This is a genomic window from Bradyrhizobium sp. CCBAU 45389 (assembly GCF_028128625.1).
GTDB classification, from domain to species: domain Bacteria; phylum Pseudomonadota; class Alphaproteobacteria; order Rhizobiales; family Xanthobacteraceae; genus Bradyrhizobium; species Bradyrhizobium liaoningense_B.
The window spans coordinates 549,977-564,216 of the sequence record NZ_LBIY01000096.1; the positions used below are offsets into that span (position 1 = coordinate 549,977).

9 protein-coding genes are annotated in these 14,240 nt (G+C 66.4%); 3 read left to right on the forward strand and 6 right to left on the reverse strand.

Annotated features, from left to right (window positions below; genetic code table 11):
- Window positions 1–142: 142 nt before the first annotated feature.
- The gene (locus XH79_RS32355) at window positions 143–1,603 is read left to right on the forward strand and encodes a sensor histidine kinase (protein WP_271584293.1); all 1,461 of its coding nucleotides are present in this window, start codon (window positions 143–145) and stop codon (window positions 1,601–1,603) included.
- Window positions 1,600–4,587: a bifunctional [glutamine synthetase] adenylyltransferase/[glutamine synthetase]-adenylyl-L-tyrosine phosphorylase gene (locus XH79_RS32360; protein ID WP_271584294.1), complete on the forward strand. Its 2,988-nt coding sequence runs from the start codon at window positions 1,600–1,602 to the stop codon at window positions 4,585–4,587. Before XH79_RS32355 ends, XH79_RS32360 begins: the two co-directional genes overlap by 4 nt.
- Here XH79_RS32360 and XH79_RS32365 read toward each other — a convergent pair.
- Genes XH79_RS32365 through XH79_RS32385 form a run of 5 tightly spaced genes read right to left on the reverse strand, consistent with a single transcriptional unit; the run spans window position 4,544 to window position 10,524 of the window.
- Window positions 4,544–4,777, reverse strand: coding sequence for a formate dehydrogenase subunit delta (locus tag XH79_RS32365; RefSeq protein ID WP_271584295.1), 234 nt, complete (start codon window positions 4,775–4,777; stop codon window positions 4,544–4,546). The two genes, XH79_RS32360 and XH79_RS32365, sit on opposite strands and share 44 nt — an antisense overlap.
- Entirely contained in the window at window positions 4,767–5,594 is an 828-nt protein-coding gene (fdhD, locus tag XH79_RS32370; protein ID WP_271584296.1) for a formate dehydrogenase accessory sulfurtransferase FdhD, read from the reverse strand. Before fdhD ends, XH79_RS32365 begins: the two co-directional genes overlap by 11 nt.
- 4 nt (window positions 5,595–5,598) lie before the next feature.
- Complete coding sequence (fdhF, locus tag XH79_RS32375) at window positions 5,599–8,472, reverse strand: formate dehydrogenase subunit alpha (protein ID WP_271584297.1); 2,874 nt, start codon at window positions 8,470–8,472, stop codon at window positions 5,599–5,601.
- A gap of 10 nt (window positions 8,473–8,482) precedes the next feature.
- Entirely contained in the window at window positions 8,483–10,039 is a 1,557-nt protein-coding gene (locus tag XH79_RS32380) for a formate dehydrogenase beta subunit (protein ID WP_271584298.1), read from the reverse strand.
- Window positions 10,036–10,524, reverse strand: coding sequence for a formate dehydrogenase subunit gamma (locus XH79_RS32385; protein WP_212343984.1), 489 nt, complete (start codon window positions 10,522–10,524; stop codon window positions 10,036–10,038). Before XH79_RS32385 ends, XH79_RS32380 begins: the two co-directional genes overlap by 4 nt.
- Window positions 10,525–10,748: 224 nt before the next feature.
- On the opposite strand from XH79_RS32385, the gene XH79_RS32390 reads away from it, so the two are divergent.
- Window positions 10,749–11,642, forward strand: a complete 894-nt coding sequence (locus XH79_RS32390) for a LysR family transcriptional regulator (protein WP_212343986.1) — start codon at window positions 10,749–10,751, stop codon at window positions 11,640–11,642.
- A 216-nt stretch (window positions 11,643–11,858) separates the two neighbouring features.
- Here XH79_RS32390 and XH79_RS32395 read toward each other — a convergent pair whose 3' ends face one another.
- On the reverse strand, window positions 11,859–14,189 hold the full coding sequence (locus XH79_RS32395; RefSeq protein ID WP_212343987.1) for an ATP-binding protein: 2,331 nt from the start codon (window positions 14,187–14,189) through the stop codon (window positions 11,859–11,861).
- Window positions 14,190–14,240 lie beyond the last annotated feature (51 nt).

The following is a 14,240-nucleotide window of genomic DNA, read 5'->3' on the forward strand; positions in this document are numbered from 1 at the left end:
TCTGCCTTTATCATGACAAGACGGTGCGGTTCGCGATAGCTCGATAAGGCATTGTGGCCGCTTGCCAAAAGGACCACCCCCTGAGAGGACGGCGAGGAAAATGGTTTTGAATTTACCGTTCTGCCAGTGCCGTAAATGATCCGTGACGGCATTCGGTAAACTCGTCCGCACCACGGCGTTCCGGCTGACGCTGGTCTATCTGCTGCTGTTCGCGATGTTCGCGGCCTCGCTGCTCGGCTATTTCGCCTGGAATACGCGGCGGCTGATCACCGAGGAAATCACGCAGACGGTGAATGCCGAGACCTCGGAGATCAACGAGATCTATGATCGCCGCGGCTTGGTCGGCCTCGTGCGAACGATCGAGTACCGCGCGCTGCGTCCGGGCGCCAACCTTTATCTCGTGACCACGCCAACGGGGCAGGCGATCGCCGGTAATGTCGGCTCGCTGGCGCCCGGCGTGATGGCCACGCGCGGCTGGTCCGAGACCGCCTACCGCCGCATCGAGGATGCCGATGACCGCGATCATCGTGCATTGGTGCGCGTCACCGAGCTCGAAAACGGCTTCCGGCTGCTGATCGGCCGCGACCTCGCAGAGCGGCGACGCCTGTTCGGCATCGTTGCCAAGGCCGCGCAATGGTCGATCCTGATCGTCGTCGTGCTCGGCCTCGGCGGCGGCATCTTCGTCGCGCGCAGGGTGCTCCGGCGCATCGACGCGATGACCGGCACCGCGCAGCGCATCATGACCGGCGATCTCAGCGGGCGCCTGCCCGTGGGACGCAGCGGCGACGAACTCGACCGCCTCGCGGAAAACCTTAACGCCATGCTGGAGCGGATCGAGGCGCTGATGGCGGGGCTGAAGGAAGTCTCCGACAACATCGCCCACGATCTCAAGACGCCGCTGACGCGCTTGCGCAACCGCGCCGAGGAGGCGCTGGCGAAATCGGGCTGCGAGGCCGATTACCGTGCCGCGCTGGAGCGGACCATCGAGGAATCCGACGGGCTGATCCGTACCTTCAACGCATTGCTGATGATCGCGCGGGCCGAATCCGGGCAGGCGCGCGGCAACATGGATGATTTCGATGCCGCGGAGGTCGCGGGCGGCATCCACGAGCTCTACGAGCCGCTGGCCGAGGACGACGGCATGACCTTGAAGGTCAAGGCCGATCCGACGCCGGTTCACGGCAACCGCGAGCTGATCAGCCAGGCGCTCGCCAATCTGGTCGAGAACGCCATCAAATACGGCAAGCCGGTCGCGCAGGCCGGCGGAACCGTCGTCAGCATGGACGCGCGGCAGATCACCATCGAGGCGAAGCGCGAGGGCGATCAGGTGCTGCTCAGCGTCACCGATCGCGGCCCCGGCATTCCCGAAGCCGACCGCAAACATGCCGTCGAACGATTCGTCCGGCTGGAAGCGAGCCGCACGCTACCGGGCTCCGGGCTCGGCCTCAGCCTCGCCTCGGCTGTTGCGACGCTGCATGGCGGAGAATTGCGACTGGGCGATGCCCATCCGGGCCTCGTCGCCACGCTGGTGCTGCCGGCGCGCACGGGCGCGGGCGACAGGGTTGCTCCGCCAATACCGGATGTGCCACAGAAGGTGGCATGAACCACTCCGCGCCGGGAAACGCGGACAAGCATGGTGAGAGTCTGGCCGCACGCTTCGCGGAGGCTCCCCATATTGTCGCTTCCACAACCGACGAACGCCGTCTTGAAAACTGGCTGGCCGAGCTCGAGCCGGCACAATCGGCCCGTCTCGGAGTGTTGCTGGTTCATCCCTTCGCCCGGAATATCCTGGCCGGCATCGCGGAATTCTCGCCCTATCTGTTCGATCTGGTGCGCGCCGATGCGCTGCGCCTGATCCGGCTGCTCGAATGCGATCCGGATGCGCATCTCGCTGCATTGATCGCTGAGGCAAGGGGCGCGGTGTTCGCGGCATCCGACGAGGCCGAGGTGATGCGGCTGCTTCGCCGCATGAAGGCCGAGGCCGCGCTGCTGACCGCGCTGTGCGACATCGGCGGCGTCTGGCCGGTGATGCAAGTGACGGCGGCGCTCACCGACGTCGCGGTCTCCTCGGTGCAGGCGGCGCTGCAGTATCAGCTGCGGCAGGAAGCCGCACGTGGAAAGATCCTGCCGCCCAATCCGGAGGCACCGGAAGAGGGCTGCGGCCTGATTGTGCTCGCGATGGGCAAGATGGGGGCGGGCGAGCTGAACTATTCCAGCGACATCGATCTCATCGTGTTTTTCGATCCCGATGCGACGACGCTCGCGCCCGACATCGAACCGCAGCCGTTCTTCGTCCGCGTGACGCAGGGCATGGCGCGGATTCTGCAGCAGCGCACCTATGACGGCTACGTCTTCCGCGTCGATCTGCGCCTGCGCCCCGATCCGTCCTCGACGCAGGTGGCGATCTCGCGCGACGCGGCGCTGAATTACTACGAGCGGGAAGGGCGCACCTGGGAGCGCGCCGCGATGATCAAGGCGCGCGCCTGTGCCGGCGATGCCAGGGCAGGCGAGGCGCTGCTCGCCGAGATCGCGCCGTTCGTCTGGCGCAAGCACCTCGACTTTGCCGCGCTTGCCGATGTCCACGACATGAAGCGGCAGATGCAGACCTATCGCGGCCAGAGCGAGGTTGCGGTCGAGGGCCACAACGTCAAGGTCGGCCGCGGCGGCATTCGCGAGATCGAGTTCTTCGCGCAGACCCAGCAGCTGATCGCCGGTGGCCGCCATCCGCAATTGCGGGTGCGGCCGACGCTCAGGGCGCTCGACGTGCTCGCGACCAGCAACTGGATCACCTTTGACGCGCGTGATGAGCTGACCACGGCGTACGAATTCCTGCGCCGGGTCGAGCACCGCCTCCAGATGGTCGCCGACGAGCAGACCCATGCGCTGCCCGACGACAAAGAGGCGGTCGAGCGCTTTGCCCGCTTCTTCGGTTATCCCGATCGCGAGGCGTTTGCGCGCGACCTGCTGCGGCAGCTCGAGATCGTCCAGGGCCACTACGAAAAACTGTTCGAGGGCGATGATCCGACCGGCACGGCCAAGCTGCCGGCCCTGGACTACAGTGCGGGTCCCGATGACCCGCGCCTGCTCCAGCATCTGTCGACGCTCGGATTCAAGAAGCCCGCCGCCGTCGCGCAAACGTTGCGCGACTGGATCACCGGCGACTATCGCGTCTTCCGCAATGAGGCGACGCGCAGCGCCTTCATCGAATTCGTGCCGGCCCTGATCGACGGTCTCGCACATGCCGAGGAGCCGGATCGCGCCGTCGTGGCGTTCGATCATTTCCTCGGGGCGCTGCAGCGCGGCGGCCGGCTGATCACGCTGCTCGGCCAGAACCGCGATCTCGTCGCGCTGGTGGCGCTGGTGCTGGGCGCAGCGCCCAGGCTCGGCGAGATGCTGGCGCGGCAGCCGCAGCTGATGGACGGCCTGATCGATCCACGCTTCTTCGGCGCGATGCCCGACCGGCAGGAATTGTCGGGGCGGTTAGCTGCGACCGTGCAGGACGCCGCCTCCTACGAGGAGTTCCTCGATCGCCTGCGCCTGTTCGGGCAGGAGAGCCTGTTCCTGATCGGCACACGTATTCTGTCCGGCACCGTCTCGGCGCAGCAGGCGAGCACGGCCTTTGCCGATGTCGCCGAAGGTATCGTCCACACCGTGCATGGTCTCGTCGCCGACCGCTTCGCCGCCCAGCACGGCCGGATCAAGGGGCAGGAGACCGCGATCATCGCGATGGGCCGGCTCGGCAGCCGCGAGATGACGGCCTCGTCCGACCTCGACCTGATCCTGCTCTACGATTTCGACAGCGAGAACCCGGACTCCGATGGGCCGAAATCGCTGCAGGGCGCGCATTATTTCGCCCGTTTCACCCAGCGCCTGATCAGCGCCTTCACGACCCGCACCAATTACGGCGTGCTCTACGAGATCGACATGCGGCTGCGCCCGTCGGGGCGCGCCGGCCCGGTGGCGTCGAGCCTTGCCTCCTTCGCCGACTACCAGGCCAACGAGGCCTGGACCTGGGAGCACATGGCGCTGACGCGCGCGCGCGTGGTGTCGGCGTCACCTGAATTCCGGGAACGCATCGAGCGCGTCATCCGCGATGTCCTGACCCGCCGCCGCGATCACGCGATCATCGCCAACGACGTCGCCGACATGCGCGGCGCGATCGGCCAGGAGAAGGGCGAGACCGACTATTGGGATCTCAAATATGCCGCCGGCGGCATGATCGACATCGACTTCATCGCGCAATATCTCCAGCTCGTGCATGCCCACGACAAGCCCGAGATACTCGACGTCAGCACGATGCAGGTGCTGGACAATGCCTGCAGGCTCGGCGTGCTCGGACAATCGGAGACCGAGATCCTGCGCGCAGCAGTGCGGCTCTATCACGATCTGACGCAGATCCTGCGGCTCTGCGTCAGCGACCGCTTCAAGCCGGAAACCGCCGGCACCGATCTGCAGCGCGTCATGGCGCGCGCCGGCGATGCGCCGGACTTCTCCTCGCTGGAGGCGCGTGTGAAGGAAACCCAGAGCGAGGTGCGGCGCGTGTTCAGAGCGCTGCTGGAAGGGACGTCGTCAGCTTCAGCGCGGTGAGGGCTTCGCGCACGTTCGGCTCCAGGCCCGCGCCGCCGGCATCGAGATGGGCGAAGATCGCGCGCTTCATCCGGGGATCCCAGAACTTCTTGATGTGCTCGGCGATCCCCGGCACGGCCTTGTCATGGCCCTGGCTCTGGAAGAACTTGCCGATCTGGTTGGCCATGTAGATCAGGCGGTCAGGCGACATCGGCAACCTCCGTGGCATGGCGGGCGACAATCCGGCTGCCATGCGAAAACACTTCGAACCCGTCCTGGCGGGCAATGGCGATCAGCGTGATGCCCGCGGCTTCCGCGGTGCGCACCGCGAGCGCGGTCGGCGCGGACACCGCGACCATCACCGGCGCGCCGATCGCAGCGGTCTTCTGCACCATCTCGACCGAGACGCGGCTGGTCAGCAGCACCATGCCGCCGCTTGCATCGGTGCGGCTGCGCGCCAGGGCGCCGGCGAGCTTGTCGAGCGCGTTGTGGCGGCCGACGTCCTCGCGCAACGCCACGATGTTGCCGGCAGGAGACCAGAACGCAGCGGCGTGAACGGCGCGGGTCTGCAGGTTGATCGATTGCAGCGGCGCGATCGCCTGCATCGCCGCCATGATTTCTTCCGGCGTGAAGGTCTGCCCCTGCGGCACGACCGCCGCGGGCCGCACCGCTTCGGCAATGGACTCGACGCCGCAGATGCCGCAGCCGGTGGGACCCGCGACGTGGCGACGACGCTCGCTGATGAGTGCCGCATCTTCCGGTGCAAGCCACATCCTGAGTTCGATGCCGTCGTCGAGGCGGACCACCTCGAGCGACTTGATGTCGTCGACCGACTTGATGATGCCTTCGTCCAGACTGAAGCCGACGGCGAAATCCTCGAGGTTTTGCGGCGTCCCCATCATCACGGCATAGGTGCCGCCATTGTAGGTCAGCGCCAGCGGCGTCTCCTCGGGGATCAGCCGTGTTCCTTCGGACGTGGCGCCGTCGCGCCAGATCTCGCGGTCGATAGCCTGGACGGGCACGTGCATGCGGTTACTCCGCGGCCTCGGCGGGTACGATGCGGCGGGATTGCCGCGCCTGGGCGTCATAGGCCTTCTGCCAGTCGGACGGGCCGTTCGAGGGCGAGACCTGCACCGCGGTGACCTTGTATTCGGGGCAGTTGGTCGCCCAGTCCGAATAGTCGGTGGTGATGACGTTGGCCTGGGTGTCCGGGTGGTGGAAGGTGGTGTAGACGACGCCGGGAGCCACGCGATCGGTGATCTCCGCGCGCAGCGTTGTCTCGCCGGCACGGCTCTTCAGCCGCACCCAGTCGCCATCGCGCACGCCGCGCTGCTCGGCATCGTGCGGATGGATCTCGAGGCGATCCTCGGCATGCCAGACCACGTTGTCGGTGCGCCGCGTCTGCGCGCCGACATTGTACTGGCTGAGGATGCGGCCCGTGGTGAGCAGCAGCGGATAGCGCGGCCCGGTGCGCTCGTCGGTCGCGACATATTCGGTCACGACGAACTTGCCCTTGCCGCGGACGAAGCCGTCGATATGCATCACCGGCGTGCCCTCGGGCGCCTTCTCGTTGCAGGGCCACTGCACCGAGCCGAGCTCGTCGAGCCTGGCGTAGGAGACGCCGGCGAAGGTCGGGGTCAGCGCCGCGATCTCGTCCATGATCTCGGAGGGGTGGCTGTAGTTCATCTCGAAGCCCATCGCCTTGGCAAGGCCGATGGTGACCTCCCAGTCGGCGAGGCCGTTCTTCGGCGTCATCACCTTGCGCACGCGCTGGATGCGGCGCTCGGCGTTGGTGAAGGTGCCGTCCTTCTCGAGGAAGCTCGAGCCGGGCAGGAACACGTGGGCGTAGTTCGCGGTCTCGTTCAGGAAGAGGTCGTGGACGATGACGCATTCCATCGCCGACAGCGCCGCCACGACGTGGCTGGTGTTGGGGTCGGACTGCAGGATGTCCTCGCCCTGCACGTAGATGCCCATGAACGTGCCTTCGACCGCGGCGTCGAACATGTTGGGAATGCGCAGGCCCGGCTCGGGATTGAGCTTGACGTTCCACAGCGCCTCGAACTGGTCGCGCACGGCATCGCCCGAGATGTGGCGATAGCCGGGCAGCTCGTGCGGGAACGAGCCCATGTCACAGGAGCCCTGCACGTTGTTCTGGCCGCGCAGCGGGTTCACGCCGACGCCGGGACGGCCGATATTGCCTGTTACCATCGCAAGGTTGGCGATCGCGATCACGGTGGTCGAGCCCTGGCTGTGCTCGGTGACGCCGAGGCCGTAATAGATCGCGCCGTTGCCGCCGGTGGCGTAGGTGCGGGCCGCCTCGCGCAGATCCTTCGGATTGACGCCGGTCAGGATGGCGGTGGCTTCCGGGCTGTTGTTCGGCTGGGCGACGAACGCTGCCCATTCCTCGAACTCGGCCCAGTCGCAGCGCTCGCGCACGAAGGCTTCGTTGACGAGGCCCTCGGTCACGATGACATGCGCGAGCGCGGTCATCACCGCGACATTGGTGCCGGGCATCAGCGGCAGGTGCAGCGCCTTCACATGCGGCGATTCCACCATTTCGGTGCGGCGCGGATCGATCACGATCAGCTTCGCACCCTGGCGCAGCCGCTTCTTCAGCCGCGAGGCGAACACCGGGTGGGCGGAGGCCGGATTGGCGCCGATCACGACGACGACGTCGGTGTCCTCGACCGAGTCGAAATCCTGCGTGCCGGCGGAGGTGCCGAAGGTGGTGGCAAGGCCATAGCCGGTCGGCGAGTGGCAGACGCGGGCGCAGGTGTCGACATTGTTGTTGCCGAAGCCGGCGCGGATCAGCTTCTGCACCAGATAGGTTTCCTCGTTGGTGCAGCGTGACGAGGTGATGCCGCCGATGGCGTCGCGGCCGTACTTCTTCTGGATGCCGCGCATCCTGGCGGCGGCAAACGAGAACGCCTCGTCCCAGGACACTTCCTGCCAGGGATCCTCGATCCGCTCGCGGATCATCGGCTTGAGGATGCGCTCCTTGTGGTTGGTGTAGCCCCAGGCGAAGCGGCCCTTGACGCAGGAATGGCCGCGGTTGGCCTTGCCGTCCTTGTAGGGCACCATGCGCACGACTTCCTCACCGCGCATCTCCGCCTTGAAGGCGCAGCCGACGCCGCAATAGGCGCAGGTGGTGACGACGGAGTGCTCGGGCTGGCCGATCTCGATCACGGACTTTTCCGTCAGCGTTGCGGTCGGGCAGGCCTGTACGCAGGCGCCGCAGGAGACGCATTCGGAGCCCAGAAAACTCTCGCTCATGCCCGGCGAGACCCGGCTGTCGAAGCCGCGGCCGGAGATCGTCAGCGCGAAGGTGCCTTGCACCTCCTCGCAGGCGCGGACGCAGCGCGAGCAGACGATGCACTTGGAGGGATCGTAGGTGAAGTACGGATTGGACTCGTCCTTCGGCATCCAGTGGTCGTTGTCGCAGCCGTGGGACTTGGCGAAGACGTGGTTCTCGCCCTCATAGCCGTAGCGCACGTCGCGCAGGCCGACGGCGCCGGCCATGTCCTGCAATTCGCAATCGCCGTTGGCGCCGCAGGTGAGGCAGTCGAGCGGATGGTCGGAGATGTAGAGCTCCATCACGCCCTTGCGCAGCTTCTTCAGCCGCTCGGTCTGGGTGTGCACGACGAGGCCGTTCATGACAGGCGTGGTGCACGAGGCCGGCGTGCCGGCGCGTCCCTCGATCTCGACGAGGCAGAGCCGGCAGGAGCCGTATGCGTCGACCATGTCGGTCGCGCACAGCTTCGGGATCTGGTGACCGGCGTCCATCGCGGCGCGCATGATCGAGGTGCCCTCGGGCACGGTGACCTGGTTGCCGTCGATGGTCAGCGTTACCATCGTCGTCGATTTGGAGCGCGGCGTGCCGTAGTCGATTTCTTCGATCAGAGACATTGTCGTTCTCCTATTCCGCGGCCTGAAGCATGGTCGGGATGGGTGCGAAATCCTCCCGGAAGTGCTTCAATGCGCTGAGCACGGGGTAGGGCGTGAAGCCGCCGAGTGCGCAGAGCGAGCCAAATTTCATGGTGTTGCAGAGGTCCTCGACGAGCGCGAGGTTCTCATGGACGCGCTCGCCGTTGATGATCTTCTCGATGGTCTCGACGCCGCGGGTCGAGCCGATCCGGCACGGCGTGCACTTGCCGCAGGATTCCACGGCGCAGAACTCCATCGCGAAACGCGCCTGCCTGCGCATGTCGACGCTGTCGTCGAACACGACGATGCCGCCATGGCCGATCAGGCCGTCACGCGCGGCAAAGGCCTCGTAGTCGAACGGCGTGTCGAACAGGGCGCGGGGGAAGTAGGCGCCGAGCGGGCCGCCAACCTGCACCGCACGAACCGGCCGGCCCGTGAAGGTGCCGCCGCCGATGTCGTCGACGAGCTCGCCGAGGGTCACGCCGAATGCGGTCTCGAACAGTCCGCCGTAACGGATGTTGCCGGCGAGCTGGATCGGCATCGTGCCGCGCGAGCGGCCCATGCCGAAATCGGCATAGGCCTTGGCGCCCTCGGCGAGGATGAAGGGGATCGCGGCGAACGACAGCACGTTGTTGATGACGGTCGGCTTGCCGAACAGGCCGTGATGAGCCGGCAGCGGCGGCTTGGCGCGCACGATGCCGCGGCGGCCTTCGAGGCTCTCCAGCAGCGAGGTCTCCTCGCCGCAGACATAGGCGCCGGCGCCGACGCGCACTTCGAGATCGAAGCTGTAAGTGGAGCCGCCGATCTTGTCGCCGAGATAGCCGCCGCGCCTGGCAGCCTGGATGGCGGCGTTCATGGCCTCGACCGCGTGCGGATATTCGCTGCGGATGTAGATGTAGCCCTTGGTGGCGCCGACGGTGATGCCGGCTGTGGTCATGCCCTCGATCACCAGGAAGGGGTCGCCTTCCATGATCATCCGGTCGGCAAAGGTGCCGCTGTCGCCTTCGTCGGCGTTGCAGACGATGAACTTGCGATCGGCTTTCGCCTGCGCGACGGTCTTCCACTTGATGCCGGTCGGGAAGCCGGCGCCGCCGCGGCCGCGCAGGCCGGACGCCGTGACTTCGTTCAGGATCGCGTCGGGACCGAGCGAGAGCGCACGCTCAAAACCCTTGTAACCGCCATGGGCGCGGTAATCGTCGAGCGAGCGCGGATCGATCACGCCGCAGCGGGCGAAGGTGAGGCGGGTCTGGCGCTTCAGCCAGGGGATCTCGTCGGTCGCACCCAGCCGCAAGAGATGCGGCGTGTTGCTGGCGAGCGCGTCGAGCAGGGAGGGGACATCGGTCTCGGTCACAGGCCCGAAGGCGATCCGCCCTTGCGGCGTTGCGACTTCGACCAGCGGCTCCAGCCAATACATCCCGCGCGAGCCGGTCCTGACGATCTCGATGGCAATACCGCGCTTGGCCGCAGCCTGCTCCAGAGCCAGCGCGACCTCATCTGCGCCGACGGCGACCGCACCCGCATCGCGGGAGACGAAGAGACGCATGCTCATCGCTGTGCCTCCGCGACCAGTGCATCGAGACGCTTCTGGTCGAGCCGGCCAATGAGGCGACCATCGAGCATTGCGGACGGCGCCGTCGCGCACAGGCCGAGGCAGTAGATCGGCTCCAGCGTGACGCGATCGTCGGCTGTCGTGTTGCCGAGGGCAACGCCAAGCTTCGCCTCCGCTCGCGCAGCCAGCGCATCGCCGCCTGCGGCCTGGCACGCTTCGGCGCGGCACAGCTTCAGCACGTGGCGACCGGCCGGCTTGTGACGGAAATCATGGTAGAAGGTGAACACGCCGTGCACCTCGGCGCGCGACAGATTGAGCGCCTGCGCGACCATGGGAATCGCGGCCTCCGGCACGTAGCCGAACGCCTCCTGAAGCGCGTGCAGGATGACGAGCGTCGCGCCTTCCTGTCCGGCATGTTCGGCGATGATCTCGGCGCCGCGCGCTTCGTCCCAAGGCTCGTAACGAGGTTCGTAAAGCGTTGTCATTGTTCGTTCTCAACCTGAGCGTTCCTTGAGCGCAAAGTATTTGGAATCGTTCGAAGATCAATAAAGCTGTCTCATGCTGCGATTGCGAATTCGGATCGATTTGCAACCACAATCGGTCGATACGAAATGGTAATGAAAACTGTATCGGCTGCCGGTTTTTGCGTGTTGGTGCAGGCCCGGCATGCTAGCTTGCATGCCAACACAGAATCCGAGGGGACGACCGGTTGATCGACAAGCTTGAACTGCTGCTGGCGCTGGCGAAGGAGCGGCATTTCGGACGCGCGGCAGAGGCCTGCGGCGTCACCCAGCCCACCATGTCGACCGGGCTGAAGCAGCTCGAGGAGATCCTCGGTGTGATGCTGGTCCAGCGTGGCTCCCGCTTTCAGGGTTTTACGCCGGAAGGCGAACGGGCGCTGGACTGGGCGCGGCGGATCGTGGGCGATGCCCGCGCCATGCGTGACGAGATCAACGGCCTGAAGCACCAGCTCTCCGGCGAGATCCGCATTGCCGCGATCCCGACCGTGCTCGGCATGGTGGCGTCACTGACGACGCCGTTCCGCGCCCGGCATCCCGAGGTGCGTTTCAGCATCCGCTCGACGACCTCATCGGAGGTGCTCGGGTTGCTCGAAAATCTCGAGGTTGATGCGGGGCTGACCTATATCGAGAACGAGCCGATCGGCAAGGTCCGCACCATTCCGCTCTACAATGAAAGCTATCGCCTGCTGACTGCGCCGGACGGAATGTTCGGTGACCGCGAGACGGTGACCTGGAAGGAAGTGGGACAGGTGCCGCTCTGCCTCTTGACGCCCGACATGCAGAACCGCCGCATCATCGACCGCGCGCTGCGCTCGGTCGGCGCGGAGGCGACGCCGACGCTGACCTCGAACTCGCTGCTCGTGCTGTTCACGCATGTGAAGACGGGGCGGTGGGCGAGCGTGATGCCGGCCAAGCTCGCCGAGACGCTCGGCCTGTCCGATACGGTGCGGTCGATCCCGATCATCGACCCCGAGGTCAATTACAGCATCGGCATGGTGATCCCGCAGCGCGATCCGATGACGCCGCTGATCGCGGCGCTGGTCAATGTGGCGCGGGAAGTCGCGCCGACGCTGCAATTGTAGAGCCTGTTGGGATAGGACGAGCAAGCGCCTCGTCCTTCGAGACGACCGCGGAGCCTGTCATCGGGCCGCGCTTTGCGCGGACCCGGTGGCGGTCTCCTCAGGATGAGGCTCCATGGACTCCTTTGGCACTGCTGCCGCGCACGCTGCCCTCATCCTGAGGGCCCGCCGCAGGCGGGCGTCTCGAAGGATGGCCGCAGGCGAGCTTCCCGCCGTGCGCTAGGCGGCGGCCGATATCCCGGCGGACGCCTTGACGGCGTCGCGCGGCAGCGTCACGCGGACGACGGTGCCGACATCGATCTTCGAGCGCAGCCGCATCGAGCCGCCGTGGAGTTGCGCCAGCGAGCGGGCGATGGCGAGGCCCAGCCCCGAGCCGTGATAGGTCTTGGTGAGCTGGCTCTCGACCTGCTCGAACGGGCGGCCGAGCCGCGCCAGCGAATGCGGCGCGATCCCGATGCCGGTGTCGGCGATCATCAGCACGATCCTGTCGTCGAGCTGTCGGCTGCGGACCACGATGCGCCCGCCGTCGGGCGTGAACTTCACCGCGTTGGAGAGCAGGTTGACGATGATCTGCTTGGTGGCGCGGCGGTCGGCGACGACGGAGATGGATTTTGCGATATCGGCATCGAGCGTCAGGTGCTTGTCCTGCGCGCGGCCGGAGACGACCCGCAGCGACTCCGCGAGCGTCCGTGCGAGGTCGAGCTCTTCCATGTCGAGCTTCATGCGGCCGGCCTCGATCTTGGACATGTCGAGGATGTCGTTGATGACCTCGAGCAGATAGTGGCCGCTGGTCAGGATGTCCTGACAATATTCCTGGTACTTCTCGCTGCCGAGCTCGCCGAACATCCCGCTTCCCATGATCTCGGAGAAGCCGATGATGGCGTTGAGCGGCGTGCGCAGCTCGTGGCTCATATTGGCGAGGAATTTCGACTTGGTCTGGTTGGCTTCCTCGGCGCGGGTCTTCTCGCGCTGGTACTTCTCGGCGAGGTCGGCGAGCTCGTTGGTCTGGCGCTCCAGGGCGGCCTGCGAGCGCTTGAGGTCGATCACGGTAGCGCGCAGGCGCAGATCGTTGTCGACCAGTTTCTGCTCGTGCTCCTTGATGCGGGTGATGTCGGTGCCGACCGAGACGTAGCCGCCGTCCTTGGTGCGGCGCTCGCTGATGTGCAGCCAGCTGCCGTCGTCGAGCTGCGCCTCGAAGGTGCGGGCACCCGGGCCCTGGCTCGCGGTCTCGTTGTGGCGGGTGCGCACCTCCGGCATGCGGCCGACCTCGAGCACGGTCTCGTAGGATGTGCCGGGGATGACGGCGCTGTCGGGCAGCTTGTGCAGGCGCTGGAAGTGCGAGTTGCAGAGCACGAGGCGGTCGCTGGCGTCCCAGAGCACGAAGGCCTCCGGAATGGTCTCGATGGCGTCGCGCAGCCGCAGGTCGGCTTCGACGGTCCGCTCGGCGAGGCTCTTCTGCTCGGTGATGTCGACCGCGATGCCGATCAGGTGCACGCTGGAATCGGTCGCGCCGCGCGTCTTTTCGCAGCGGACGCGCAGCCAGATCCAGTGACCGTCGACATGCTGCATGCGGAAGGTCTGGTCGATGTGGTCGATCTTCTCGGAGATCAGCTGGTCGGCGATCTCGAACAGGTCGATGTCGTCGGACTTCACCAGCGCGTTGACCTCGCCGAAGGTGAGGAGCTCGTGGCGGCCGTCGAGGCCGAGCATCGAGAACATCGACTGCGACCAGAAGATCCGGCCGCGCGACAGATCCCAGTCCCACAATCCGCAGCGGCCGCGGTTCAGCGCGGTGTCGATCCGGCCGCGCACGGCGTCGTTGATGAGATCGCCCTCGCGGGCGCGGGTGGATTGCCAGTGGAAGGCGAAGCCGAGGATCAGGACGACGAAGCCTGTCGTCGCCGACAGCGTGACCGAGAGCGCGGCGTCCGAGCCCCAGATCGGCTCGTTGCGCTCCTGGATCACGGTGACGAAGCCGGGCAGCGACTTGATCTGCCGCGAGGTCGCCATCGCAGCATTGCCGCTCGGCAGCGTCATGTCGGAGACGTTGCCGTCGCGCGGCGGCGCCGCGAGCAGCTGCGCCGTGGTGATGGCATCGAGCAGGCGGTCGTTGCCCGAAGGGTCACTGTCGATGGGAATGCGGGCGAGGAGGCGGCGGTCGATCCCGGCCGAGGTGACGATGACGTGGCGGCCGCTGGCTGTGCCCCAGGACGGGATCAGGTCGGGCAGCAGCGTCGGCAGGCGCTCGATGTTCTTCTGCCGCTCGATCCGCAACGAGGTGAGGCGGTCGATGCGCTCTGCGAGCAGATCGGCGAGCGCGGAGATGTCGTGCCGGATCACCATCCGCTTCTGGCGCGTCTGGTCGACGACCTGCACGAACGCGCCGAGGCAGATCGTGATCAGGAACGCGATGATGAGGGTCGGCACAGCGCGGCGCAACGCCGGCTCTGCGATCAGGAGCCGATGATAGGCAGGTTTCGCGATCGATTGCGCCAATCCCTTGATCGAATCGGATTGGACGCACGCGTTCGCGGCGTCTGCACGCGACATGCCTTCGGCCCCCTGAAAACCAGCTTGCAACTTGAGTTCGGAGGCAGCCCC